The 22,664-nt window shown below is 73.7% G+C and carries 28 protein-coding genes; 17 read left to right on the forward strand and 11 right to left on the reverse strand.

Going from position 1 to position 22,664, the window contains the following annotated elements; all coding sequences use genetic code 11:
- The first annotated feature begins 8 nt into the window (after positions 1-8).
- A complete protein-coding gene (locus tag ABZ883_RS24735) occupies positions 9-857 on the forward strand; it encodes an oxidoreductase (RefSeq protein WP_360909539.1) in 849 nt (282 codons plus the stop codon).
- Positions 838-1,461, forward strand: coding sequence for a TetR/AcrR family transcriptional regulator (locus tag ABZ883_RS24740; RefSeq protein ID WP_360909541.1), 624 nt, complete (start codon positions 838-840; stop codon positions 1,459-1,461). The genes ABZ883_RS24735 and ABZ883_RS24740 overlap by 20 nt, the downstream gene beginning before the upstream one ends.
- Positions 1,462-1,505: 44 nt before the next feature.
- On the opposite strand, the gene ABZ883_RS24745 is transcribed toward ABZ883_RS24740, so the two are convergent.
- The 4 genes from ABZ883_RS24745 to ABZ883_RS24760 are packed head-to-tail and all read right to left on the reverse strand — an operon-like array spanning position 1,506 to position 4,935.
- Positions 1,506-1,916, reverse strand: a complete 411-nt coding sequence (locus ABZ883_RS24745; protein ID WP_360909543.1) for a hypothetical protein — start codon at positions 1,914-1,916, stop codon at positions 1,506-1,508.
- A gap of 30 nt (positions 1,917-1,946) precedes the next feature.
- Positions 1,947-2,942: a glucose-6-phosphate dehydrogenase assembly protein OpcA gene (opcA, locus tag ABZ883_RS24750; protein ID WP_360909544.1), complete on the reverse strand. Its 996-nt coding sequence runs from the start codon at positions 2,940-2,942 to the stop codon at positions 1,947-1,949.
- On the reverse strand, positions 2,939-4,474 hold the full coding sequence (gene zwf / locus ABZ883_RS24755) for a glucose-6-phosphate dehydrogenase (RefSeq protein WP_360909546.1): 1,536 nt from the start codon (positions 4,472-4,474) through the stop codon (positions 2,939-2,941). Before zwf ends, opcA begins: the two co-directional genes overlap by 4 nt.
- A gap of 47 nt (positions 4,475-4,521) precedes the next feature.
- Positions 4,522-4,935, reverse strand: a complete 414-nt coding sequence (locus ABZ883_RS24760; RefSeq protein WP_360909548.1) for an ankyrin repeat domain-containing protein — start codon at positions 4,933-4,935, stop codon at positions 4,522-4,524.
- A gap of 358 nt (positions 4,936-5,293) precedes the next feature.
- Here ABZ883_RS24760 and ABZ883_RS24765 point away from each other — a divergent pair, with 358 nt between their 5' ends.
- On the forward strand, positions 5,294-5,488 hold the full coding sequence (locus ABZ883_RS24765; protein ID WP_018534760.1) for a hypothetical protein: 195 nt from the start codon (positions 5,294-5,296) through the stop codon (positions 5,486-5,488).
- Positions 5,489-5,591: 103 nt separating this feature from the next.
- Complete coding sequence (locus ABZ883_RS24770; protein ID WP_360909551.1) at positions 5,592-7,181, forward strand: hypothetical protein; 1,590 nt, start codon at positions 5,592-5,594, stop codon at positions 7,179-7,181.
- A 19-nt stretch (positions 7,182-7,200) separates the two neighbouring features.
- Here the strand turns inward: ABZ883_RS24770 and ABZ883_RS24775 are convergent, their stop codons facing one another.
- The gene (locus ABZ883_RS24775; protein WP_360909553.1) at positions 7,201-7,704 is read right to left on the reverse strand and encodes a metallophosphoesterase; all 504 of its coding nucleotides are present in this window, start codon (positions 7,702-7,704) and stop codon (positions 7,201-7,203) included.
- Between the two features lie 111 nt (positions 7,705-7,815).
- Here ABZ883_RS24775 and ABZ883_RS24780 point away from each other — a divergent pair, with 111 nt between their 5' ends.
- Together ABZ883_RS24780 and ABZ883_RS24785 are read left to right on the forward strand one after the other, a co-directional pair.
- Complete coding sequence (locus ABZ883_RS24780) at positions 7,816-8,265, forward strand: ATP-binding protein (RefSeq protein WP_360909555.1); 450 nt, start codon at positions 7,816-7,818, stop codon at positions 8,263-8,265.
- Positions 8,266-8,369: 104 nt separating this feature from the next.
- On the forward strand, positions 8,370-9,386 hold the full coding sequence (locus ABZ883_RS24785; RefSeq protein ID WP_360909557.1) for a GlxA family transcriptional regulator: 1,017 nt from the start codon (positions 8,370-8,372) through the stop codon (positions 9,384-9,386).
- A 23-nt stretch (positions 9,387-9,409) separates the two neighbouring features.
- Here ABZ883_RS24785 and ABZ883_RS24790 read toward each other — a convergent pair whose 3' ends face one another.
- The 3 genes from ABZ883_RS24790 to ABZ883_RS24800 form a co-directional block, all read right to left on the reverse strand.
- On the reverse strand, positions 9,410-10,048 hold the full coding sequence (locus tag ABZ883_RS24790; RefSeq protein WP_360909559.1) for an HD domain-containing protein: 639 nt from the start codon (positions 10,046-10,048) through the stop codon (positions 9,410-9,412).
- 149 nt (positions 10,049-10,197) lie between these two features.
- Positions 10,198-10,506 carry a DUF4326 domain-containing protein gene (locus ABZ883_RS24795; RefSeq protein WP_360909561.1) on the reverse strand — a complete coding sequence of 103 codons (309 nt, stop codon included), beginning with the start codon at positions 10,504-10,506 and terminating at the stop codon, positions 10,198-10,200.
- A gap of 70 nt (positions 10,507-10,576) precedes the next feature.
- Positions 10,577-10,879 carry an antibiotic biosynthesis monooxygenase gene (locus ABZ883_RS24800; RefSeq protein ID WP_360909563.1) on the reverse strand — a complete coding sequence of 101 codons (303 nt, stop codon included), beginning with the start codon at positions 10,877-10,879 and terminating at the stop codon, positions 10,577-10,579.
- Positions 10,880-11,050: 171 nt separating this feature from the next.
- Between ABZ883_RS24800 and ABZ883_RS24805 the strand changes: the two genes are divergently transcribed.
- From ABZ883_RS24805 to ABZ883_RS24815, 3 genes are read left to right on the forward strand one after another with little or no spacing between them, the layout of a single operon-like run.
- Positions 11,051-12,010, forward strand: coding sequence for a helix-turn-helix domain-containing protein (locus ABZ883_RS24805; protein WP_360909565.1), 960 nt, complete (start codon positions 11,051-11,053; stop codon positions 12,008-12,010).
- 59 nt (positions 12,011-12,069) lie between these two features.
- Positions 12,070-12,687 (forward strand): hypothetical protein, encoded by a 618-nt coding sequence (locus tag ABZ883_RS24810; RefSeq protein WP_360909567.1) that lies wholly within the window; start codon positions 12,070-12,072, stop codon positions 12,685-12,687.
- Between the two features lie 34 nt (positions 12,688-12,721).
- Entirely contained in the window at positions 12,722-13,180 is a 459-nt protein-coding gene (locus tag ABZ883_RS24815) for a hypothetical protein (RefSeq protein WP_360909569.1), read from the forward strand.
- Here the strand turns inward: ABZ883_RS24815 and ABZ883_RS24820 are convergent.
- Positions 13,165-14,217 carry a GTP-binding protein gene (locus tag ABZ883_RS24820; protein ID WP_360909571.1) on the reverse strand — a complete coding sequence of 351 codons (1,053 nt, stop codon included), beginning with the start codon at positions 14,215-14,217 and terminating at the stop codon, positions 13,165-13,167. The two genes, ABZ883_RS24815 and ABZ883_RS24820, sit on opposite strands and share 16 nt — an antisense overlap.
- A 176-nt stretch (positions 14,218-14,393) precedes the next feature.
- Here ABZ883_RS24820 and ABZ883_RS24825 point away from each other — a divergent pair, with 176 nt between their 5' ends.
- On the forward strand, positions 14,394-14,603 hold the full coding sequence (locus tag ABZ883_RS24825; protein WP_360909573.1) for a hypothetical protein: 210 nt from the start codon (positions 14,394-14,396) through the stop codon (positions 14,601-14,603).
- Positions 14,604-14,717: 114 nt separating this feature from the next.
- Positions 14,718-14,933 carry a hypothetical protein gene (locus ABZ883_RS24830; protein ID WP_360909575.1) on the forward strand — a complete coding sequence of 72 codons (216 nt, stop codon included), beginning with the start codon at positions 14,718-14,720 and terminating at the stop codon, positions 14,931-14,933.
- Here ABZ883_RS24830 and ABZ883_RS24835 read toward each other — a convergent pair.
- Positions 14,906-15,898, reverse strand: a complete 993-nt coding sequence (locus ABZ883_RS24835; RefSeq protein ID WP_360909577.1) for a hypothetical protein — start codon at positions 15,896-15,898, stop codon at positions 14,906-14,908. The two genes, ABZ883_RS24830 and ABZ883_RS24835, sit on opposite strands and share 28 nt — an antisense overlap.
- 96 nt (positions 15,899-15,994) lie before the next feature.
- On the opposite strand from ABZ883_RS24835, the gene ABZ883_RS24840 reads away from it, so the two are divergent.
- From ABZ883_RS24840 to ABZ883_RS24850, 3 genes are all read left to right on the forward strand, one after another.
- Positions 15,995-16,678, forward strand: a complete 684-nt coding sequence (locus ABZ883_RS24840) for a hypothetical protein (protein ID WP_360909579.1) — start codon at positions 15,995-15,997, stop codon at positions 16,676-16,678.
- Positions 16,679-16,716: 38 nt separating this feature from the next.
- Positions 16,717-16,911 (forward strand): hypothetical protein, encoded by a 195-nt coding sequence (locus ABZ883_RS24845; protein WP_360909581.1) that lies wholly within the window; start codon positions 16,717-16,719, stop codon positions 16,909-16,911.
- Between the two features lie 72 nt (positions 16,912-16,983).
- Positions 16,984-17,769, forward strand: coding sequence for a hypothetical protein (locus tag ABZ883_RS24850; protein ID WP_360909583.1), 786 nt, complete (start codon positions 16,984-16,986; stop codon positions 17,767-17,769).
- On the opposite strand, the gene ABZ883_RS24855 is transcribed toward ABZ883_RS24850, so the two are convergent.
- Positions 17,723-18,709 (reverse strand): EamA family transporter, encoded by a 987-nt coding sequence (locus tag ABZ883_RS24855; protein WP_360909585.1) that lies wholly within the window; start codon positions 18,707-18,709, stop codon positions 17,723-17,725. The genes ABZ883_RS24850 and ABZ883_RS24855 overlap by 47 nt on opposite strands.
- Positions 18,710-19,068: 359 nt before the next feature.
- Between ABZ883_RS24855 and ltaE the strand changes: the two genes are divergently transcribed.
- From ltaE to ABZ883_RS24870, 3 genes are all read left to right on the forward strand, one after another.
- The gene (ltaE, locus tag ABZ883_RS24860) at positions 19,069-20,181 is read left to right on the forward strand and encodes a low-specificity L-threonine aldolase (protein WP_360909587.1); all 1,113 of its coding nucleotides are present in this window, start codon (positions 19,069-19,071) and stop codon (positions 20,179-20,181) included.
- A gap of 169 nt (positions 20,182-20,350) precedes the next feature.
- Complete coding sequence (locus ABZ883_RS24865; protein ID WP_360909609.1) at positions 20,351-20,998, forward strand: L,D-transpeptidase; 648 nt, start codon at positions 20,351-20,353, stop codon at positions 20,996-20,998.
- A 250-nt stretch (positions 20,999-21,248) separates the two neighbouring features.
- Positions 21,249-22,538, forward strand: coding sequence for a family 16 glycosylhydrolase (locus ABZ883_RS24870; RefSeq protein ID WP_360909589.1), 1,290 nt, complete (start codon positions 21,249-21,251; stop codon positions 22,536-22,538).
- Positions 22,539-22,664: the final 126 nt, after the last annotated feature.

A 22,664-nucleotide genomic window follows, 5' to 3' on the forward strand; every position in this document is an offset into this window, starting at 1 on the left:
CGGCAACCATGAGCAGCTGGTTCATCACGGGTGCCTCCCGGGGCCTCGGCGCGGAGATCACCCGCGCCGCCCTGGAGTCGGGACATGTCGTCGCGGCCACCGCGCGCGATCCGCGGGCGGTGCTGGCCCTCTTCCCCGACGCGGGCGACGCCCTCCTCGCGCTGCCGCTCGACGTCACCGACGAGCAGCAGGCCCGGGCAGCCGTCGAGGCGGCGACCAAGCGGTTCGGCGGCATCGACGTCCTGGTCAGCAACGCGGGCCGGGGCGTGCTCGGCGCGGTCGAGGAGGTCTCGGACGCGGCGGCCAAGGCGGTCTACGAGACCAATGTGTTCGGCACCCTCAACGTGCTGCGCGCCGCCCTCCCCGGGATGCGCGCACGCCGCTCGGGGCACATCCTCACCATCAGTTCGGTGGGCGGCTTCCACAGCACGCCCGGCTGGGGGGTCTACGCCTCCACGAAGTTCGCCGTGGAGGGCCTGTCGGAGGCGCTCGCCGCCGAGGTCGGCCCGCTGGGCATCCAGGTGACGATCGTGGAACCGGGCCGCTTCCGCACGGACTTCCTCGACCGTTCGAGCCTGCACACCGAGGCCACCCTGATCGAGGACTACGCCGCGACCGCCGGCGGCACGCGCGACACCGCCGCGGAGCACAACCACAACCAGCCCGGCGACCCCGCGAAGGCCGCCCGCGTCATCGTCGACGTCGCGGGCAGCGACAAGGCGCCGCTGCGCCTCCAGTTGGGGGCGGACAGCGTCGAACGGATCGAGGCCAAGCTCCACTCGATGGCGGACGAGCTGGAGCGGTGGCGCCCGGTCGCCGTCAGTACGGATCACGACGATGTCGCTGCCACCGGCTGAGTCGCACCCCCACCCCGCCCTCCCCGTCCCGTCGCCGCACCCGCGCAGCGTCCGGGCGCGGGAGGCGGTCCTGGCCGCGGCCGCCGACCTGCTCGCCGAGGGCGGGCTGGCGGCGGCCACGGTCGACGCGGTCAGCGCCCGGTCGGGCGTCAGCAAGATGACGATCTACAAGCACTGGCCCTCGCGCACCGCCGTCGCCGCCGAGGCGTTCGGCCGGCGGATGGCCGACACGATCCCACTGCCCGACAGCGGGGACGCGGTGGCCGATCTGCGCGAACAGGTGCGCCGCGTCAGCCGGTTCTTCGCCGGGGACAGCGGCAGGGTCTTCCGCCAATTGCTGGCCGCCTGCGCCACCGACGCCGGCGGCGCACCCTATTTCCGCGCCTACTTCCTCCAGGCCCGCCGCGAGGCCGTGGCCCAGTTGTGGGAACGCCTCGTCGCCGAGGGCAGGGCCCGGCCCGGGGTCAGCGCGGGCACCGCGACCGATCTCCTCTTCGGACCGCTCGTCTTCCGCCTGATGACCGGGCACGCCCCGCTGGACGCGGAACAGGCCGAGGCCGTCGCGCTCGCCGCGCTGCACGGGCTGCTGGCGGACGGCGCCTGAGGGAGGCGAACAGGGCAGGCGTACAGGCGCGCGCCAGGGGCGTGTCAGCGCGCGGTCAGCGCCCTGTCAGCACGGAAGGGCAGCCTTCGGGTCATGGAGACCATCAGCCGGGACCCGATCCGCCGCGGCCGCCGCCCCGCGTCCGACGACTCCCCCGCCGAGCCGGGCGCCGAGCCGGGCACGCTCGGCGCCTTCGCCCGCTTCACCCTGTGCGGCGGCGGTGTGGGCCTGGCGTCCTCGTGGGTGCTGGTCGCGCTGTCCGGGCCGGTGCCGTTCGCGGTGGCGAACGCGGTGGTCACGGTGGTCTCGACCGTGCTGGCGACGGAGCTGCACGCGCGCTTCACCTTCAGGAGCGGGCGCGCCGGGTGGCGGGCACACACGCAGTCGGCGCTGACGGTCGTGGTGTGCTGGCTGTTCACCACGGCCGCGATGGTCGCACTCGAGGCGGTGTGCACGGCACCCGGCGTACTCCTGCGGCAGTCGGTCTACTTGGCGGCCTCCGGTGCCGCCGGGGTCGCGCGCTTCGCGGTGCTGCGGGCGGTGGTCTTCGCGCGGTGCGGAGGCTCGGCGCCCTCGGTGTGGCGCAGGGCCGTGGCGTACATCTCGTCCGGGTCGAGGCGGCGCAGTTCCTCGGCGATGAGCTCGGCGGTGCTGCGCACCATCAGCGCCAGATGCCGCTTGGGCTGCCCGGGGATGGAGAGGGTGGCCAGCGGGCCTTCCGGGCGGTCGATGTGGATGTCGCCGCCGGGGGTCCGCAGGCGTACGGCCGTGACGACCGGGCCGTCGGTGACGACGCGGTCCACGGGCACCCCCAGCCGGTTGCCGAGCCAGCGGGCGAGGAGTTCGGCGCTGGGGTTGTCCGCCTCGCTCTCCACCGCGGCGGACGTGACGGTGGCGCGGGCCTGGTCGAGCGCGGCGGCCAGCATGGACCGCCAGGGCGTCAGCCGGGTCCAGGACAGGTCGGTGTCGCCGGGCCGGTAGGAGGCGGCGCGGGCGTCGATCTGCTCCAGCGGTCGCTCGACCGCGTACGCGTCGGTGATCCGGCGCTGCGCGAGCGCGCCCAGCGGGTCCTCGGCCGGGTGGCCCGGGGCGTCGACCGGCCACCAGACGACGACGGGCGCGTCGGGCAGCAGCAGCGGCAGCACCACGCTGTGGGCGTGGTCGGCGAGTTCGCCGTGCAGCCGCAGCAGGACGGTCTCGCCGGTGCCGGCCTCGCCGCCGACCCGCACCTCGGCGTCCAGGCGGGCGCTCTTGCGCTCGCGCGGGGAGCGGCCGGGGCGCTTGATGACCACCAGGATGCGGGAGGGATGCTCGCGCGAGGCGTCGGAGGCAGCCTTCAGGGCGTCGTAGTGGTTGCCCTCGTCGGTGACGATGACGAGGGTCAGCACCATGCCGACGGCCGGACTGCCCACGCTCCTGCGGGCGCGCACCAGCGCCGAGTTGATCTTGGACGAGGTGGTGTGGGTGAGGTCGATGTTCATGGCCGGCGCCAGCTCCTGCCGTCTCGTGCGAGCATCTCGTCCGCCGCGTGGGGACCCCAGGTCCCGGCGGTGTACTGCTCGGGCTTGCCGTGGGTGTCCCAGTGCTTCTCGACCGGGTCGAGGATGCGCCAGGACTCCTCCACCTCCTGGGGGCGGGGGAAGAGGTTCGCGTCGCCGAGCAGCACGTCCAGGATGAGCCGCTCGTACGCCTCCGGGCTGGACTCGGTGAAGGACTCGCCGTAGGCGAAGTCCATCGACACGTCGCGGATCTCCATCGAGGTGCCGGGCACCTTCGAGCCGAACCGCACGGTCACGCCCTCGTCCGGCTGCACCCGGATGACCAGGGCGTTCTGCCCCAGCTCCTGGGTGTCGGTACGGCTGAACGGCAGGTGCGGGGCGCGCTGGAAGACCACCGCGATCTCCGTGACCCTCCGCCCGAGCCGCTTGCCGGTACGCAGGTAGAACGGGACGCCGGCCCAGCGGCGGTTGTCGATGCCGAGTTTGACGGCGGCGTAGGTGTCGGTCCCGGAGTCGGGGTCGATGCCCTCCTCCTCCAGGTAGCCGAGCACCTCCTCGCCGCCCTGCCACCCGTGCGCGTACTGCCCGCGCACCGTGTGCTTGCCGAGGTCGTCCGGGAGCCGCACGGCCTGCAGCACCTTGAGCTTCTCCCAGAGGAGGGCCTTGGCGTCAAAGCCGGCGGGCTCCTCCATCGTGGTCAGCGCCAGGAGTTGCAGCAGGTGGTTCTGGATGACGTCGCGCGCGGCGCCGATGCCGTCGTAGTACCCGGCCCGTCCGCCGATGCCGATGTCCTCGGCCATGGTGATCTGCACATGGTCGACGTAACTGCGGTTCCACAGCGGCTCGAACATCGTGTTGGCGAAGCGCAGCGCCAGGATGTTCTGGACCGTCTCCTTGCCCAGGTAGTGGTCGATCCGGAACACCTGGGCGGGCGGGAAGACCTCGTGCACCACGCGGTTGAGCTCCTGCGCGCTGGCCAGGTCGTGCCCGAACGGCTTCTCGATGACCGCCCGGCGCCACGAGCCGTCGGGGGCCTCGGACAGCCGGTGCTTCTTCAACTGCTGCACGACCTGCGGGAAGAACTTCGGCGGCACGGAGAGATAGAAGGCGAAGTTGCCGCTCGTGCCCCGGGCCTCGTCCAGTTTCTCCACGGTGACACGGAGCTTCTCGAACGCCTCGTCGTCGCCGAAGTCACCGGGCACGAAGCGCATCCCGGCCGCGAGTTCCTGCCACACCTCCTCGCGGAACGGGGTGCGCGCGTGCTCCTTGACAGCGTCGTGCACGACCTGGGCGAAGTCCTCGTCCGCCCAGTCGCGGCGGGCGAAGCCGACGAGCGAGAAGCCCGGCGGCAGCAGCCCGCGGTTGGCGAGGTCGTAGACGGCGGGCATCAGCTTCTTGCGGGACAGGTCACCGGTCACACCGAAGATCACCAGGCCCGAGGGGCCCGCGATGCGGGGCAGCCGCCGGTCGGATGGATCGCGCAGCGGATTGATCCAGCTGTCGGTTTCCGTCATGGGTCCACTTCTCTTCGCGGTCCGTCGGGTCGTCGCGGCGCGCGGCATCAGGCAGCGCCGAAGAGTTCCAGCAGGTCGTTCTTGCCGAACATGCGGGCGGTGTCGATGGCCGAGGGGGTGCCCGCCGCCGGGTCGGCCCCGGCGTCGAGCAGAGCGCGGATCACCTCGTCCTCGCCCTTGAACACGGCGCCGGCCAGCGGGGTCTGGCCGCGGTCGTTGGGACGGTCGGGGTCGGCGCCGTGCCGCAGCAGGGCGGAGACGGTGCCGGCGTGGCCGTGGTACGCGGCGAGCATCACCAGCGTGTCGCCCCGGTCGTTGGTGAGGTTGGCGGGCACACCGGCGTCGACGTAGGCCACCAGGGTCTCGGTTCCGCCCTGCCGGGCGAGATCGAAGACCTTGGCCGCCAGTTGCAGCACCTCGGGGTCGTGCGCCGGTTCGGCCTGCGGGGTCGGCTCGCTCATCGTTCCTCACTCGAATGGACGGGGGAGTGCGCGGGGTCCGTGTGATCCACCTTATGCAGCGTCAACCACCTTCACACCCACCGCATGCCACGACGCACCGGAGCGGGTGATCCGGGAAGCCATGGCCGGACCCTGACAGCGGCGATCACTCGTTCGGGGGACTTCACTGCTCCGTCGGCGGGGCCTGCCACATGACACGCCGGACGACCGGCAAGGATCACGCCGGAGAAACCGCACCTAAGGGCTGATCAGGGGAATTTTTCCAGAAATCACCCATTTGCTGGTTTTCAGATCTTATTACTTACTGTAATTCTGGAACAACTCATGGTGACAGTCCCCATCACACAGGAGTAGCCCCATGATCCTGTCCATTTCAGGCGTCGTCCTGCTCGGCATCATCGTCTTCCTGTTCTTCCGCAAGGACGGCCTCAAGGCCTCCCACGCACTCGTCTGCGCCCTGTTCGGCTTCTACCTCGCGGGCACCGCCATCGCCCCGAGCATCAAGGCCGGAGGGGCGAGCCTGGCGAGCCTGCTGGGCGGGATCAAGTTCTAGCCGGGCCGTCACAGCACGGTCCACGCACCGGGCCCGGCGCGCCTTCGCACCGGGCCCGTCCCCGTTGTCGTTCCCGTCCCGCACCGATCCTCTGGAGCTCCTCGTGGCCCGGCGCCCCCTCCCCACTCTGCTGAGCAGCCGCCTCGCGCTCTCCCGCGGGCGCGACATGGCCCGCGGCGTCGCCGACAGCGCCACCGACGTGCTCCACCCGCTGATCGTGATCTCCCGCGGGATGCGCCGCCAGGTCGGCTGGCTGCGGGCCTGGTGGGGCAAGACCCCGCAGGACCGCCGCGGCCCCGCGCTGATGGCCTCCGTCGGGGCGGGCTTCCTGGTCCTGGTGCTCCTGCCGTACGGCGCCTACCTGGCCGTCGCCGCTCTCATGGGCTCCGCGGCATGGATGGGCCGCGACCGCACCCCCGCGCCGACCGGTCCCACCGGCGCGGAGAACGACCGGCTGACCGCGCTGTACGAGTCGCTGGTGCCCTACCTGTCGGACGCGGGCGACCCCAGCCCGCTGTACGCGCACGACGGGAGCTGGGAGAACGTCTTCGACGACTACGAGTTCGAGGACGGACGGCTGACCCGGCTGCACCTGAAGTACCCCGCCTACTTCACCGACGGGGAGGCCGTGTCGCGGGCCCGGGTGGAACACGTCCTGCACGCCAAGGCCGGGCGCGGCCGGGAGTACCGCTTCGACTGGAACGAGGAGGAGAACCACCTCACCCTCAGCGCCCTCCCCCCGCTGCCCACCGGCATCGCCGCCCAGCGCTTCGTCACCGCGCCCGGCGAGACCGTGCTCGGCTTCACCGACCCCGAGGCCGTGCAGCGCACCGTGCCCGTCACCGACGGCGAGGAGGTCCGCGACGCGCCGCCGGTGGTGTGGCGCACCGGGCCGCGGTCGGCCGAACCGCACCTGCTCGCGCTCGGCCGACCCGGCACCGGCACCACCACGCTCCTGCGCTCCATCGCGCTCCAGGCCCTGCCGGACGGCGACCTCGTGGTCATCGACGGCAGCGGGACCGGCGAGTACGCCTGCCTGAACGGACGGCCCGGCGTCCTGGCGGTGGAGAGCGGGCTCGCCGGCGCGCTGGCCACCCTGGAGTGGGCCGCGCACGAGACCGAGCGTCGCCTCATCGCCGTCAACCGGGCCCGGCAGGCCGGCCGGGGCGCGCCGGACGACGTGCGGCGGCCCCTGTGGATCCTCGTCGACGGGCCGACCGCGCTGACCCAGCTCGCGCACGCCGAGGGCCGCCCCGACCCCCAGGAACTGCTGGACGTACCGCTGCGGCACGGGCGCGGCGCCGGGGTCACCGTGGCCGTCGCCGACCAGCTGGACACCGCCGACGCGCTGTCGCAGGTGGTCGTCGCGCACACCCGGGCACGGGTGCTGCTGGGGGCGGTGACCGCCGAGCAGACGCAGGCCGTGCTGGGCGCGCCCCAGGGAACGACCTCCGCCGCGCAGGTCCCCCCGGGACGCGGCTACGCGCGGCTGGGCTCGGGTCCGGTGCTGCGCATGCAGGTGCCGGCCACACCGGACCCGTACGACGAGGAGACCAGCGACGCCCACCGGCAGGCGGTGCTGTCCCTGCTGCCCGCGGCCGGCGTCGCCTCCGTCGCGGACCCGGCCGCGGTCGTCGACGCCCCCGCCGGGGCACGTATGCGGAAGGCCGGCGGTCCGGCGCTGGAGCACTGACGGCGGCGCGGGGGCCCGGTCAGGTGCGCGACGGCAGCCGGTGCAGCTCGACCCGCGTCAGCGTGCCGCCCGCCACCTCCGCGGTCAGGTACGTGCAGTGCGGCTGCCGCCTGCGGTCGGTCGGGGAGCCGGGGTTGAGCAGCCGCATGCCGCCGGGTGCCGTGGAGTCCCAGGGGATGTGGCTGTGGCCGAAGACGAGCACGTCCACCCCGGGGAACCGTTCCTCGCAGCGCCGCTCGCGCCCCTGCGCGGGGCCCGTCTCGTGGACGACGGCGAAGCGCAGGCCGCCGAGTTCCGCGTGCGCGACCTCCGGGAGCCGGGCGCGCAGCCCGGGGCCGTCGTTGTTCCCGTGGACGCCGATCACGCGCCGGGCCCGCTCCTGGAGCAGGTCGAGGGTCGCCTCGTCCACCCAGTCGCCCGCGTGGAGGACGACGTCCGCGTGCGCGATCCGGTCCACGAGTTCGGACGGCAGCGCCTTGGCACGTTTGGGCACGTGCGTATCGGACATCACAAGTAGACGCACCCGTCCACGCTAACCGCCCGGATCCGTCGGAGCGCGACACACGCCCGGCGTGGGCGGCACTCCCCCGCCGTCGTGGGGAGCGCGGATCTCGATCGCTGAAGGGCCGGGGTCATGTCCGCAGACATCCTCTCCACACAATCGGCGGAACTGGTGCAGCCGGCCGAACCGGCCTACGTGAGCACCGCCCGGCACTTCACCGCCGAGATGCTGGTGATGTGGGGTCTGGCCGCGGAGGACCGGGACTGCGCCGAGCTGATCGTCGACGAACTCGCCGCCAACGCGGCGCGGCACGGCCGTGCCGAGATGTCGGTACGGCTGACCATCTGCGGGCGGGGGCTGGTGATCACCGTGACCGACACCGGTGACAGCAGGCCGGTGACGCCCGGACCGGCCGACGGCACGCCCGCGGACGAGCACGGGCGCGGACTGGACATCGTGCGCCGGCTCGCCGGCTCGACCGCCATCCACGACGACGAGCACACCCACCGCGTGGTCACCACCCGGTGCCTGGCGCCGCTCCACCGCCCCGTCACGGCCAACGGGCACGCCCAGCCGGTGTGACGGCAACCGCCCCGGCCGCCGGACCGGCCGCCGGGTGATGATGGTCGCGACCCCCGCGGTCCGGCACCTCCGGGCCCGGAGCGAGCGGCAGAGAGGCATTCGGCGTGAACACCGGCACCACGTCCCCCGACCGGACGGCACCGCACCGCGTCCTGGTCGTGCTCTTCGACGGGGTGCAGCTGATGGACGTCGCCGGGCCGCTGGAGGTCTACACCGTGGCCAACGACCACGGCGCGGGCTACCGGACGTACACGGCCTCGCTCGACGGCAAGCCGGTGACCAGCACGGCCGGGCTGCCGCTGGTGCCCGACATGGCGCTGGACGCGGTGGACTTCGCCGTGGACACCCTCGTCGTGCCCGGCCGGTCGGACTGGTGGGCGGCGGTCTCCGACGCCCCGCTCGTCGAGGCCGTCACCCGGCTCGCGGAGAACTCCCGCACCGTCGCCGCCGTGTGCGCCGGGGCGTTCCCGCTGGCGGCGACCGGGCTGCTGGACGGGCGCCGGGCCGCGACGCACTGGCGGCTCGCGGCCGATCTGGCCGCGCGCTACCCCGCCGTCGAGGTGGACTCCGACGCGATCTTCGTCCGCGACGGCCGCTTCATCACCTCGGCGGGGATCACCGCGGGTATCGACCTGGCGCTGGCGCTCGTGGAGTCCGACCACGGGCCGGAGCTCGCCCGGGCCGTCGCCAAGTACCTGGTGGTCTTCATGGCGCGGCCCGGCGGGCAGTCACAGTTCAGCGTCCGCCAGACGTCGAGGAACACCGCGCACTCGGTGCTGCGCGACGTGCTCGACGAGGTGGCGGCCGATCCGGTGGGCGACCACAGCCTGCCGGCGCTCGCCGCGCGGGCGGGGGTGTCACCGCGTCATCTGACCCGGCTCTTCCGCGGCGAGACCGGCGGCACCGCGGCGGAGTACGTGGAACGCGTCCGGGTGGAGGCCGCCCAGGCACTGCTGGAGGCGGGCAACGACGCCCTCGTCACCGTCGCCCGGCGCAGCGGGTTCCGGTCGGAGGAGACGATGCGGCGCGCCTTCCGCCGCAGGCTGGGCGTCAGCCCGGGCAGCTACCGCGACCGCTTCCGTACCACCCTCCCCAACGGGTCCTCGCCCGAACGGGGTTGAGCCGCCGGGCGGGGCCGCCGGGCTCACTCGGGCCAGGGCGACTCCAGGATGGTGTCCACGAAGTTGCCGCGGACGAAGCCCGGCACGAACCGCTCCAGGACGTCGGCCTTGACGTTGCCGAAGGTGGTGTCCGGGCGCGGCGCGATGCCGTGGGTGAACTCCTTCAGGATGTTGTTCTTGAAGTCGGGGCGCGGGTGCACGGCGACGACCGCCTCCCGCTGCTCCGCGGAGATCTCGTCGTAGCCGATGCCGAGGACGTCCACCTCGACCCCCGAGGTGACCAGGGCGACCTCCGGCGCCATGTGCCAGGGGATCTCCGGCGTGGTGTGCAGTGCGATCCCCTCCCACACCAGGCGGGCGCGGCTCTTGTCGACCCCGTGCTCCAGCAGGAAGCGGCGGGCCTCGTCGGCCCCGTCGATCTCGAAGCGCTGGTCCGTCCGTGCGAACCTCTCGGTCAGCCCGAGGTCGTGGAAGAGGGCCCCGACGTAGAGCAGTTCCGGGTCGTAGTCCCAGCCGCGCAGGCGGCCGCGCAGCGAGGCCCAGAAGAAGACCCGGCGCGAGTGGTGGAAGACGACCGGCGACGCGGCGTCCCGCACGAGCTCGGTGGCGTCGTGCACCAGTCGGGTCTCGGGTACCTCGACGTCCGCGATGATCTCGGCCATGGCGTGTCTCCAGGAAGTTCGTGGTGTCGCCCCGCGCAGGTCCGGGGCACCGACAGCTCCAGTCTGCGTCGCACGGGGCGCGCCGGCCCGGGTCCATGAGGACACGTGACCCACGGATCGGGACATGACCGGCGCGCCCGCGCCAACCGTCAGTCGCGGTCGGCCAGTTCCGCGATGACCTGGGCGTGGCACGGCTCGGGCACGCACCAGCAGCCCAGCCGCCGGCCGCGCAGGGCGGGCAGCAGCGCGAGCAGGTCGGGCCGCGACAGCAGGTGGTCCCGATACATGTCCAGGACCTCCTCCCGCGTGCCGTCCGGACCCGGCCGGAAGGGGCTGGCCAGCGGGGATCCCGGCAGGTGCCAGCCGCCGCGGTGGGCGGGGCGGCCGACATAGACGACGTCCGCGTAGGCGGGGTCGTCGCGGTGCCCCTTGAGATTGACGACCGTGGTCCTGGTCATGGCCTGCTCCTTCCCGGCGTCCGGGAGCGGCGAACGGTGGACGGTGGACGGTGGACGGTCCTGCGAGGGGTCAGGGCAGCTTGGCCGCAAGCACGTCGACCCGGCGGATGTCGGGCGGGGACGCCAGCCTGGAACCGGCCGCGGCCTCCTGAAGGGCTTCGGCGATGCGCCCCTCGAGGTGCGCGGTGCGCCCCGTCTCGTCCTCGAAGGAGTCGAAGACCCCGAAGACGGTCGGGCTCTCACGGAACGAGAACCAGGTGACCGTCCCCTGCTCCGCCCGGGCGAGCTCCAACGCGTCGCGCAGCATCGTCTCGACCTCGGCGGCGTGCTCGGGCCTGGCCTCGATGCGGACCAGCAGACCGATCTTCGTCATCACGTGCTCCGATTCGTGGGTTCCTGGGTTCCTGGGTTTCTGAGTTTCTGGGTTCCTGGGTTCCTGGGTTCCTGGGTTTCTGACGGGAAGTGCGCCGAACACCGAGAACGCTAGGGGCGCCGGACGTCTCCCCCCAGTGTCGGAAACGGCGTGTTCGATAGCATTCCCGTCATGGACATAGCCGTGGTGGTGTACGACGGGGTCTTCGACTCGGGGCTCTCCGCGATCCTCGACGTCCTCCAAGCGGCCAACGCCATGCGCGGGGAGCTGCCGCAGCCGCCGCCGGAGTGGAACGTGACGACCGTCGGCTTCCGCCGCCGTGTGCGCACCGGGGCCGGTCACACCGTCGCCGCGGCGCCGGTCGCGGCGGCCGCGGGGGCGGACCTGCTGCTCGTACCGGCCCTCGCGGAGCGCCGTCCGGACGCCCTGCTGGAACGGGTGGCGGGGGACGGCACGGCGCCGGTGCGGCGGCTGGTGGCCCGTACCCGGCGGGAGGGCGTGCCGATCGCCTCGGCGTGCACGGGGACGTTCCTGCTCGCGGAGTCCGGCGTCCTGGACGGGCTGCGCGCCACCACCAGCTGGTGGCTCGCGCCGGTCTTCCGGCAGCGCTACCCGGCCGTCACGGTGGACGAGACCCGTATGGTCACCACATGCGAGGGTGTGACCACCGCGGGCGCCGCCTTCGGCCACGTCGACCTGGCGCTGGCCATCGTCCGCATGAGCAGCCCGGCGCTGGCCGACCTCGTCGCCCGCTACCTCGTCGTCGACCACCGGCCGTCCCAGTCCGCGTACATCATTCCCAGCGCGCTGGCCCAGAGCGACCCGGTCGTCGCCGCCTTCGAGCGGTGGGTGCGGGACCGGCTCGACGAGCCGATCGCCATCGCCGAGGCCGCACGGGCGCTCGGCGTCGGGGAACGCACACTCCAGCGCGCGGTGCGCCGCGTGCTCGGCGTCTCCCCCGTCCGCTTCGTCCAGGACCTGCGCGTGGAGCAGGCCTCGCACCTGCTGCGCACCACCGGCCTCCCCGTGGAGGCCGTCGCCCGCAGGGTCGGCTACGAGCACGCCAACACCCTGCGGGTGCTGCTGCGCGAACGCGCCGGCACGACGGCCGGCGCCCTGCGCGGCCGCTGACGCGCGCCCGCGCGATATCGCCGCGCGCCCCGGCCCGCCCCGGCGCTACGGTGCGCACCATGAGCACGGACATCCACGGCGGTATCGAATTCCGGCACCCCAAGGCGGGCACCGACGACTACGACGGTGAGCCATGGGTCATGGCCATGGACCTGTGGCCGCTGTACGACGAGCAGGACTACGCGGCCTTCGGCCTGCTGTTCGGCGTCCGCAACCGTGCCGGGTACCGGCCCCTCGCCGCGGGACGCGGACTGCCCGACGACCTGTCCGGCGGACTCGCGCCCTCCCTGCGCGGAGCCGACGGCCTCGAACTGGACGACGCCTCCTGGGTCACGTGGTCCGAACTGGAGGCTCTGCCGCCCACCGCCGCCCCTGGTCATTTCGCGGGGCGGCTGACCTGGACGCAGACCGCCCCGCCGCGCTCGCTCCAACAGTGGCTGGTTCCGGCCGAGTGGCCCGCGGACGTCCTCGCGGTCACGGGTCCGCCGCCGCCGGGGCTGCGCGAGGACCGGAGCACCGAGTGGTCCGTCCCGACGGGGACCTGCCACTACGAACCGCTGACCGCGGGCGTGGTGCTGGGCGAGGAGTCGCACTGGCCGCATGTCTTCGCCGTGATGCGGGCGATGGCGGGGCGTTTCGGCGGCGACGGGGTGCGGCTGGTCGTCGGGTTCCTCTGACGCCGGGGCCGGGCGTACCGCCTACGCTGAGGGTGTGCTCGCGAAGCGGCGCAGGCGTGGCAGCACGAGGGCCGTCTGCCTGGTGTGGTCGCTGCTCACCGTGCTGCTGCTGGCGGTGGCGGCGTTCACGGCGGCCCATGGGGCGTTCGACGTCGGGGCACTGGGCCGCGAGGAGCACGTGGTGCTCCTGGAGTGCGAGAAACGCATCGGGGAGCGGGGGCGGGCGCCGACGGAGTGCACCGGGCGGCCGATCGGCACGGAGGCGCACCCGGCCGTGTCGCACAGCCCGGTGATGGTCCGCTACCAGGGCAGGCCCGGGGAGGTCGTGTCCGTGGTGCACACATGGTGGGGTACGCATGTGGCCACCGATCACAGCGTCCTGACCTGGGCGCTCGGCATCCTCCTGCCGGTGATCCCGCTCGGGGCCGCCGTGCTGTGCGGGGGCGGGGCCACCCGGGAGGCTCGCCGGCGGCGGTCTCAGGGCCGCAGGTAGCGCAGGACGCCGAGCATGGCGTCCTCCGGGATCTCGGCCGCCGGGCCGGCCACGCAGTCGTCGAGCCGCTTGCGCAGCCCCTCGGCGTCCAGGCCGGAGCCGATCATGACCAGGCGGGTGGCCCGGGACTCCCCGCGGGCCCAGGCGGAGGACGTGAAGCGCAGGAAGCCGCCCACCGCGTGCAGCGTGAACTTCTGCGGGTGGCCGGGAGCGGCGAAGCGGACGAAGCCCTTCATGCGGAACAGCCCGGCGGGACGGGTGTCGAGGAACTCGGACAGGCGGCGCGGGTGCAGGGGCGCCTCGGAGGTGAACTCGACGCTCTCGTACGCGGCGTGGAGATGGCCCTCGTGGTCGCCGTGGTCGCCGTCAGCGTGGTCCGCGTGGTCTGCGGACAGTTCCTCGAAGGAGAGCTGACGCGCGGGCGCGTCGTCCGCCGGGCGGGGTCGCGGGTCGAAGAGCAGGTCGGGCCGGACGCGGCCGTGGGCGGCCTCGACCAGCGGGGTGTCCGGGGCGAGGGCGGTGAGGGCGGCGCGGACCCGGCCGAGCGCCTCCGCGTCCACGCGGTCGGTCTTGTTGAGGACGACGAGGTCGGCCGCCCGCACATGGCGGTCCAGTTCGGGATGGCGGGCCCGCACCGCCTCGAACTCGGCCGCGTCGACGACCTCCACGAGGCCGCCGTAGGTGATGGCGGTGTTCGTGCTGGCCAGGAGCAGCCGGATCATGCCCTGCGGTTCGGCGAGCCCGCTGGCCTCGATGACGATGACGTCGATCCGGGCCTGGGGCCGGGCGAGCCGGGCGAGCATGTCGTCCATCTCGGTGGCGTCGACGGCGCAGCACAGGCAGCCGTTGTCGAGGGCGACCATCGAGTCCACCTGGCCCGCCACCGACAGGGCGTCGATATTGATGCTGCCGAAGTCGTTGACGATCGCGCCGATGCGGGTCCCGCCGCTGGAGCGCAGCAGGTGGTTGAGGAGCGTGGTCTTTCCCGAACCGAGGAATCCCGCGAGGACGACGACCGGAATCCGTTGCTTGGCCAAGACTTCCTCTCCGGGGACGGCTGTGCACCGACACGGCCACTCATCGTAAGCCCCGTGCACCTCGCGGTGCTTCGTGCGGGTGAACGCCCGGCGGCAGCAGAACCGGCGCACCGGCGCGGCAGTCTTCCGACGCGTCCACCGTGACGGCGGCAGACCGAGACGGACGGAGGGGACGCATGGCACAGGGAACGGACGCCACACCCGGGACGGGGCACGGCACGGTGCTGGTGTGCATAGCGGCGGAGGACGAGGAGGCCGCGTACCGCATCGTCGACCTGATCTCCGGGCACCACCCGGCGACTGTGCCGCAGCTGCGGCACACCCCGGACGGGATGGTGGCGTGCGCGCTGCGGGCGCACACACGGCGTGTGATCGGCGACGGGTGACCGTGCGACAGCGCCGGCTGTGAGCAACGGCCCGCGGCGCGGCGGTGGTTGACGTCGCGTCGCGGGCCGGTCGCACCCGGTTGCGAAGCGCTCCGACCGGGCACCATCGAACATGTGGCGGCATTGTGGCGTTGCGATGTCTGCGGGCGGGGGGACGACACCGTCCGCGACTGCGGCATCCCGCACCTCCCGCTGGCCGTCTGCGATCCGTGCTTCGCGGAGATGGCCCGGGCCCGGCGGTCCCCGCAGCCGCGGCCGCTCGACGGCCGCGAGCTGATGGCCGCGCTGCTGGAGGCGGTGGCTCAGGAGGACATCCGGCGCTCCTCCTGAACGGGGTGCACCGCGAAGGTCGACGGGAGTACGGAACGGCCTCTTCCGGCGCCCGCGGGCACCGGGCGGGCGGGCACGGTGGCGGCGGCGGCCGACAGCCCCTCGGCGCGCAGCGCCACCGCGCGCACGGGGGCCTGGTGCGCGCCCAGTGCCTCGTGCATCGCGAAGGCGGCCTCCGCGAGCTCGCCCGGGTCGGAGGTGGCGGCGGGCAGCGTACGGCTGCGGCTGACGGAGGACCCGCCGCCCAGCCGGACGGTGAGGGTGAGGCCGGTCGCCGTACGGGCGGTGGCGCGCAGCCGCTCGCCGAGGCCGAGGCCGAGTTCGATCACGGCCCGGCTCAGCGCGCCCCGGTCGGTGGCGTCGGCCGTGAAGAGGCGGTCGGCGGCCAGTGAGCCGGGCGGCGACTCGGGGACGAGGGGGCCCGCGTCGACGCCGTGGGCGCGGTCCCACACCGCGCGCCCGGGGCCGGCGCCGAGGATCCGCTGCACCTCGGCGGGCGGCGCGGCGGCCACCCGGCCGACCGTGCCCAGTCCGGCCGCGACCAGTGCGCGCACGGCACCGGCGGTGATCCCGGGCAGGGCCGCGACGGGCTGGGGGCGCAGGAAGTCGGCGACGGCGTCCGGATCGGAGTCCACGACCCGGATGCGGCCGCCCAGGACGTCGGACGCGGCGATGTACGCCACCGTGCGGCTGCCGGCGACACCGATCGTGAGGCCCACGTCGTACAGCGCGGAGGCCCGGGTGCTGATCATGAAGGCGAGCTGTTCCGGCAGCAGCCCGTAGAAGCCCACCGCGGGGCGTACGTCGGCCACGACCGCGTCCGGCCGCTCGACGCGCACGACCGGGGTGAACTGGCCTACCAGTCCGGCGAGGGCGGCGAGTGTCGCGGGGTCCGTGCCGCCGCAGCGGATGTAGAGCACGCAGGGACCCGGGTCCTGGTCCTGGTACCGCTCCGGTTCGACCATGGTCTTGCCCGCCTCCGCCCTTCCGTTCGAACAGCTGCTCGAATTTCGAGTGTAGGGCATTCCCGGGTCCGGCGCGGGGCACATAGGCTGCGGTTCATGCCCCTGACCGCCGCGCAGCGCACAGCCCTCCTGGAATCCGACGTCAACACGGGGCTGCTGGGCGCGCGGGAGGCGACCTGCACGGCGCTGGCCAAGCAGGGCCTCGCGGTGCGGTACGGGCGCACCGGCGGCCACTACCTCACCCCGGAGGGTCTGCGTGTCCGCGCCGAACTCGCCCGCACCAAGCTCCCGTCGCAGGAGCCGGAGACAACGCCGGAGCCGGCGCGGCAGGCGTCCGGCGCGTCCGGTTTCCTCGCGGACGACGGGCACGGCCCCGGTGCCGGGGGCGGTGCCGGTTCGCGTGCGGCGGAGGTCGCCGCGGCCTGGTCCGGCCTGCTGGAGATCCGGCGCGTCCTGCAGGACGGCGACACCGGCAGCCCCGCGCCCTGGGAACGCGACCGCCACGTCCACGCCGTCGCCCTCGCGCTGGAGGCCGCGGGCCTCCCGCCGTCAGCCCGCGACGGCTCCGGCCGCCCCACGCGGTCCGGCTACGCGGTGGCCCCGGCCGCCGCGCAGGACGGCGTCGCCGAGGTCTCCTGGCCCTCTCCGGGGGACGAGCCGGCCGGGCCCGCGCTCGATCGGTGCCGCGCGCTGCTCGAACCCCACGGCTGGCAGTGCACGCTCCACCGCGACCGCGGCGGCCGGGCCGCCTTCCTGCTGGTTTCGCCCCGTCGCGCCTGAAGGAGCACGATGGAGGGATCAAGCGAAGGAGGAGCGTCATGAGCAGCTCCCGAGCTTCCGACACCGATCCCCGCGTCTACCTCCAGACGCCGTCCCAGGCGGAGGGCGAGCGGGAGTACGACCCCGCCGAGCGCAGCACCATGGAGATCCACCCCGACGTCCCCCACACCACCCCTTCCCAGGCGGAGGGCGAGCGCGTGGAGGACGACGACCTTCCGCCGACGGCGATGTGAGGCGCGGCGGCGCCTCGGAAGGGGCCGCCCGACCGCCCCCGGCGCGTCCGGGCGAGACGTGAAAGGACACTCATGGACATCCGCGACCACCCCACCGGACCGATCGCCGCCGAGGCCGCCTTCACGTCCGACTTCGACCTGCCCGGCCACCTGTCGGCCCAGGAGATCGACGGCCTGGCGGAGGGCGACCGTCCCGCCATGGACGACCGCCCCGGCATGCACCACAAGTACGTGCCCCTGCGCAGGGACGAGGAACTCGGCGTCAACCAGGTCGGCGGCCGCTACGTCTTCGACACCTGGGAGAACGCCGTCGCCTATGTGCGTTTCACCGAGCAGCTCGAACTGGAGCCGGGGGTCCCGTTCTGGAGCCGGCCGTTCTTCAGCCATGTCGACCGCCGCGTCTGGCGGGTCGTCGGCGCCCACGACCTCACGCCGCTCGCCACGACGCACCACGTGAGCCGGCTGGAGCGCTGGTCGTGGGCCGGGCAGGCGGACGACGCCGGGGTCCTGGAACGTGTGTGGCCCGCCGTTCTCGAGGAGGCCGCCGGGCAGGGACTGGCGAGTGTCTGGCTGCTGCGCGCGCCGGACGAGCGGCAGATGGGCCTGTTCCGCGTGCGCGCCGCGGAGTCCACGTCGGACAGGGCCGCCGTGCACGCGGCCCTCGCCGCGCTGGAACACCTCGACTCGGCCGAGGCGGCCCGCGCCGCCGCCGAGCTCGGCGCGCACAAGGTGTTCGACCGCACGAGCCTGAACCTGTCCCTGTGGCTGCCGCTGTCGCGCAAGGCGGGCGGCGCGCCGTCGGGCCACCCGTTCAAGGCGCTGTACTCCGGGCCGCAGGCGCTCCAGCACTCCTCCTGACCCCGCGGGAGAGGGCCGCAAGGGCCAGTCCGAGCACGCCGAGACCCGTCCAGGACAGCGGCGTGAGGCGCTCGCCCAGGACGGCGACGCCGAGCAGGGCGGCGACCGCGGGCTCGGCGAGCGTGAGGGTGGTCGCCGCGGCGGCAGGCGTGCGGCGCAGACCGTGGCCGAAGAGGCGGTAGGCGAGGAACGTCGTCAGCAGCGCGAGGTGCAGGACGACGGCGGCACCGCGCGCGGTCGGCAGCCACGCCGCCGCTCCCGAGGCGAGGACGACCGGCAGCGTGAGCGCCCCGGCCGCGCCGAAGAGGACGCCCATCACCGCGCCGGGGGCGTGGCCCTCCCCGATGAGGTGGCCGCCGACGAGCGAGTAGAGCGCGTACGACAGCCCGGCCAGCGCGGCGAGGGCGACGCCCGTGGGATCGGTGCGTTCGGCCGTGTCCGTGCCGCCCCCGCCCAGGACGAGCAGCGCGCAGCCGAGGACCGCTGCCGCGGTGGCGGCGGTCCAGCGCGGGTCCGGCCGGTGGACGACGCGGGCCGCCCAGGCCAGCAACCCGGTGAAGACCGGCGCGCTGCCGAGCGCGATCACGGTGGCGACGGCCACGCCCGTGCGGGCGACCGCCGGGTAGAACGCGAGCGGATACCCGGCCACGGCGAGGGCGCCGACGGCGAGCAGCGGGCGGCGGCCCGGCGCGGTGGAGCGCAGCAGCGCCGCGGCGCCGCGGGCACCGGCCAGCAGGAGCAGGCCGCCGAGGACGAGACCCGCGCCGCCGACCGCCGCGGGCGCGGCGCCGGTGGGCGCGAAGGATGCGGCGGTCCCGGTGGTGCCCCACAGCAGCGCTGCGGTCAGGATCGGCAGGGCGCCCTGGGTGAACCGGGAGCGGGCGGCGGGCGGTCGGGCCGTGAGCGGGCGTGCGGAAGCGACGGGAGGGAGTTCGGGCACGGCGGTGGCCTTTCGTCACGAATCGGAAGGAGCGGATTCGCAGCGGGCGCACTGTCGCGGCCCCGGGCGGCGCGCGGCTCGCCGGGGGCGCGGGTCTGCGACGGGTCCCGGTCGTGTCGTCCCATGAACTCCCCCGGACCGAAGGCCGGCGGAGTGCACCCCAGCGCCAGCCGGGGTGGGGGCACCTCCCAGCGGTAGCTGGGGTGGGGGCACCTCCCAGCGGTAGCTGGGGGAGATCAGGCCGTCAGTGAGTGCGCCCGGTCAGGCGCACAGGGGCGGCAGGACGGCGTGCCAGTAGGGGTTCACCCCGCGATCGTACCGGCCGCGGGTCGCCCGGGCGGGCGTGGCAGGGTGAGGGCATGCGCACTACCGATGCCACCGATGCCCCCGCCACCGCCGCAGACGTCGGCGCGTCCGGCGACGAAGCCCCCGCCCGTGTCCTGGACCTGCGCAGCGACACCGTCACCCGGCCCGGCGAGGCCATGCGCCGGGCGATGGCCGACGCCCCGGTGGGGGACGACGTCTTCAAGGAGGACCCCACCGTCAACGCCCTCCAGGAGCGGATCGCGGAGCGCCTGGGTTTCGAGGCCGCGCTGTTCGTGTCCTCCGGCACGCAGAGCAACCTCTGCGCGCTGCTGACCCACTGCGGTCGCGGGGACGAGTACATCGCCGGGCAGTCGGCCCACGTCTACCGCTGGGAGGGCGGCGGCGCGGCCGTGCTGGGCGGCATCCAGCCGAATCCGCTGCCGCACCGGGCGGACGGCACGCTGGACCCGGCGGACATCGCGGCGGCGGTCAAGCCGGACGACCCGCACTTCCCGCGCACGCGTCTGCTCTGCCTGGAGAACACCATCGGCGGCCGGCCCGTCCCGCTGGACTACCTGCGCACGGCCACCGGTCTCGCCCGGGAGCACGGGCTGGCCACCCACTTGGACGGGGCGCGGCTGTTCAACGCGGCGGTGGCAGCGGGCGGCGACCCGTTCGAGCAGGCGCGGCTGATCGCGGGGAACTTCGACAGCGTCTCGGTGTGCTTCAGCAAGGGCCTCGGCGCCCCGGTCGGTTCCACGCTGCTGGGCTCCCGGGAGTTCGTCGCACGCGCCCTGCGCTGGCGCAAGGCGCTGGGCGGCGGGATGCGGCAGGCCGGTGTGGTGGCGGCGGGGGCCCTGTACGCCCTGGAGCACCACGTGCCGCGACTGGCCGACGACCACGCGCATGCCGCGCTGTTCGCGGAGGGCCTCAAGGACGTTGCCGCCCTGGAGGTCGAACCCGCGCAGACCAACATGGTCTTCGCCGAGCCCGCGCCGGGGCTGACCGCCGACGAGGTACGGGCACGCCTCGCGGAGCGCGGGGTGCTGTGCGCCGCCTACCCGGGCCGGCTGCGCTTCGTGTTCCACCTGGAGATCACCCGCGAGGACACGGAGCGGGCGGTGCGCACGGTGCGCGAGGCGCTGGAGGGATCCTCAACCCGCTGATTCCGTAGCGCAGTTGACGATGTGCGCCGTCCCGTCACCGCAACCTCCCGCCGCTCCCGGATGTCCTAGGGAGTGAGGCCGTCGCACGGCGGCCGGGCGGGGAAGGGGAACCATGGGAGCGGGATTGTCAGCGGGACGGCGCGCGGGAGCGGTCCTCGCGGTGGCCGTGATGGCGGTGACTCCGGTCGTCGCGGGGGGCGGCACGGCGCACGCCGCCTCGAAGTGCACGGCGAGCAAGGGGCCGTACCAGAAGGAAGTGGAGAAGTTCCTCGGGCGGCCCGTGGACGGGAAGCAGTCGTCGGCGGACTGCAACGCGATACGCGCGTTCCAGACGAAGAAGGGCATCTACCCGAACGCGGGCTACGCGGGGCCGGTGACCTGGGGTGTCATGAAGATCATGAACGCCCAGAAGGCGGCGGGCCGGACGCCGAACAAGGCGGGCAAGTGCCCCACGAACAAGGGGCGCATCGCCTGCGTCGACCTGACCCGGCAGCTGAGCTGGATCCAGGACGGCAAGACCCTCAAGTTCGGGCCGGTGCCGGTCCGGACGGGCCGCAACGGCTACGAGACGCGGACCGGCCTGAAGAAGATCTACTGGCGGCACATCAACCACTACTCGACGATCTACCACGTCGCGATGCCGTACAGCCAGTTCTTCGACGGCGGCGAGGCGTTCCACTCGATCGCGGGGAGTGTGTGGTCCCCGCCGGGTTCGCACGGCTGCGTGAACATGCGCTCGGCGGACGCGAAGAAGTACTGGAGCATGCTCAAGACCGGTGACGACGTCTACGTGTACGGGCGCAAGCCCGGCACCTGACGGACGGCCGCCGCGGCGTGCGGCGGGACAGGGTAGCGGTGCGGGGCGGGCCCGCGCGGGGATTCCCGCGCGGGCCTTCTTCTTGGTCCAGACCTCTTGACGGGCTCTTGACCCGGCAGTTCAATCACGGCGTGAACTAAGCCTTGAACAAAGGCGGATGGGCCGTACGCGTCCCCCATGACCACGGCGCGAGGCCCCTCCCGCGACCGTTCACATGTCAGGTACATGCCCCCCACGAAAGGCATCGCGCGTGAACACAGTCCCCCCACGCCCCCGCCGGCGCCCCCGCGCCCGCGGCCTGCTCGCCGCAGGCATCACCGGCCTGCTCGCGCTGGCCGCCCTCACGACCACGGGCCCCGCGAGCGGCGCCCCGGCGGCGGCACCCGCCGCCGCGGCGGCCGTCACCACCTTCGCGGACGAGTTCGACGGCGCGGCCGGCAGCGGCGTCGACGGCGGCAAGTGGCAGATCGAGACCGGCGACAACGTCAACAACCACGAGCGGCAGTACTACACCGCGGGCAACCGCAACGCCGCCCTCGACGGCCAGGGTCATCTCGTCATCACCGCCCGCAAGGAGAACCCCGCCGGCTACCAGTGCTGGTACGGCAGTTGCCAGTACACCTCGGCCCGGCTGAACACCTCCGGCCGCTTCACCACCACCTACGGTCATGTCGAGACCCGGATGAAGCTCCCCCGCGGCCAGGGCATGTGGCCCGCGTTCTGGATGCTGGGCAGCAACATCGGCGACATCGGATGGCCCGCCAGCGGCGAGATCGACATCATGGAGAACGTCGGCTTCGAGCCCGGCTCCGTGCACGGCACGCTCCACGGTCCCGGATACTCCGGGTCCGGCGGCATCGGCGCCGGCTACACCCTCCCGGGCGGCCAGGCCTTCGCCGACGCCTTCCACACCTTCGCCATCGACTGGAGCCCGGACTCCATCAGCTGGTCGGTCGACGGCACCGTCTACCAGCGCCGCACCCCCGCGGACCTCGGCGGTCGGCAGTGGGTGTTCAACAAGCCGTTCTTCGTCATCCTCAACCTCGCGGTGGGCGGCTACTGGCCGGGCGACCCGGACGGCAGCACCTCCTTCCCGCAGCAACTCGTCGTCGACTACGTACGCGTCACCACCTCCGACGGCGGTTCCGGCGGGGGCGGCACCGGGCGCATCACCGGCCTGGCCGGCAAGTGCGTCGACGTCGCCGGCGCCAACCCGGCCAACGGCACTCCGGTCCAGCTCTACGACTGCAACGGCTCGGCCGCCCAGCAGTGGACGGCCGCCGCGGACGGCACCCTGCGCGCCCTCGGCAAGTGCCTGGACGTCAAGGACTTCGGCACCGCCGACGGCTCCCAGCTCCAGCTGTGGGACTGCGCGGGCGGCACCAACCAGAAGTGGGTCCTGTCCGCCGCCCACGACATCGTCAACCCGCAGGCGAACAAGTGCCTGGACGTGACGGGCAACAACTCCGCCAACGGCACCCGGCTCCAGTTGTGGACGTGCACCGGCGGCGCGAACCAGAAGTGGACGCTGGGTTCCTGAGCCCTTGGGTCCCCGCCGACCCCGCCCGGGGGGGGGGGGGGGGCGGGGGCCGGGCGGGCGCGGCGGGCCGCCGGCGCGCCCGCCGCGGCGCCCGCGGCCCGCCGGGGGGGGGGGCGGGCGCGCCGG

It is taken from the genome of Streptomyces sp. NPDC046977 (genome assembly GCF_040644455.1).
GTDB lineage: Bacteria > Actinomycetota > Actinomycetes > Streptomycetales > Streptomycetaceae > Actinacidiphila.

Bases quoted from the DNA above. Each gene is read 5' to 3' on its own strand.
- ABZ883_RS24735 (WP_360909539.1), top strand. From the start codon at position 9: ATGAGCAGCTGGTTCATCACGGGTGCCTCCCGGGGCCTCGGCGCGGAG.
- ABZ883_RS24740 (WP_360909541.1), top strand. From the start codon at position 838: ATGTCGCTGCCACCGGCTGAGTCGCACCCCCACCCCGCCCTCCCCGTC.
- opcA (WP_360909544.1), bottom strand. From the start codon at position 2,942: ATGAACATCGACCTCACCCACACCACCTCGTCCAAGATCAACTCGGCG.
- zwf (WP_360909546.1), bottom strand. From the start codon at position 4,474: ATGACGGAAACCGACAGCTGGATCAATCCGCTGCGCGATCCATCCGAC.
- ABZ883_RS24760 (WP_360909548.1), bottom strand. From the start codon at position 4,935: ATGAGCGAGCCGACCCCGCAGGCCGAACCGGCGCACGACCCCGAGGTG.
- ABZ883_RS24765 (WP_018534760.1), top strand. From the start codon at position 5,294: ATGATCCTGTCCATTTCAGGCGTCGTCCTGCTCGGCATCATCGTCTTC.
- ABZ883_RS24780 (WP_360909555.1), top strand. From the start codon at position 7,816: ATGTCCGCAGACATCCTCTCCACACAATCGGCGGAACTGGTGCAGCCG.
- ABZ883_RS24790 (WP_360909559.1), bottom strand. From the start codon at position 10,048: ATGGCCGAGATCATCGCGGACGTCGAGGTACCCGAGACCCGACTGGTG.
- ABZ883_RS24795 (WP_360909561.1), bottom strand. From the start codon at position 10,506: ATGACCAGGACCACGGTCGTCAATCTCAAGGGGCACCGCGACGACCCC.
- ABZ883_RS24800 (WP_360909563.1), bottom strand. From the start codon at position 10,879: ATGACGAAGATCGGTCTGCTGGTCCGCATCGAGGCCAGGCCCGAGCAC.
- ABZ883_RS24805 (WP_360909565.1), top strand. From the start codon at position 11,051: ATGGACATAGCCGTGGTGGTGTACGACGGGGTCTTCGACTCGGGGCTC.
- ABZ883_RS24810 (WP_360909567.1), top strand. From the start codon at position 12,070: ATGAGCACGGACATCCACGGCGGTATCGAATTCCGGCACCCCAAGGCG.
- ABZ883_RS24825 (WP_360909573.1), top strand. From the start codon at position 14,394: ATGGCACAGGGAACGGACGCCACACCCGGGACGGGGCACGGCACGGTG.
- ABZ883_RS24835 (WP_360909577.1), bottom strand. From the start codon at position 15,898: ATGGTCGAACCGGAGCGGTACCAGGACCAGGACCCGGGTCCCTGCGTG.
- ABZ883_RS24840 (WP_360909579.1), top strand. From the start codon at position 15,995: ATGCCCCTGACCGCCGCGCAGCGCACAGCCCTCCTGGAATCCGACGTC.
- ABZ883_RS24845 (WP_360909581.1), top strand. From the start codon at position 16,717: ATGAGCAGCTCCCGAGCTTCCGACACCGATCCCCGCGTCTACCTCCAG.
- ABZ883_RS24850 (WP_360909583.1), top strand. From the start codon at position 16,984: ATGGACATCCGCGACCACCCCACCGGACCGATCGCCGCCGAGGCCGCC.
- ltaE (WP_360909587.1), top strand. From the start codon at position 19,069: ATGCGCACTACCGATGCCACCGATGCCCCCGCCACCGCCGCAGACGTC.
- ABZ883_RS24865 (WP_360909609.1), top strand. From the start codon at position 20,351: ATGGCGGTGACTCCGGTCGTCGCGGGGGGCGGCACGGCGCACGCCGCC.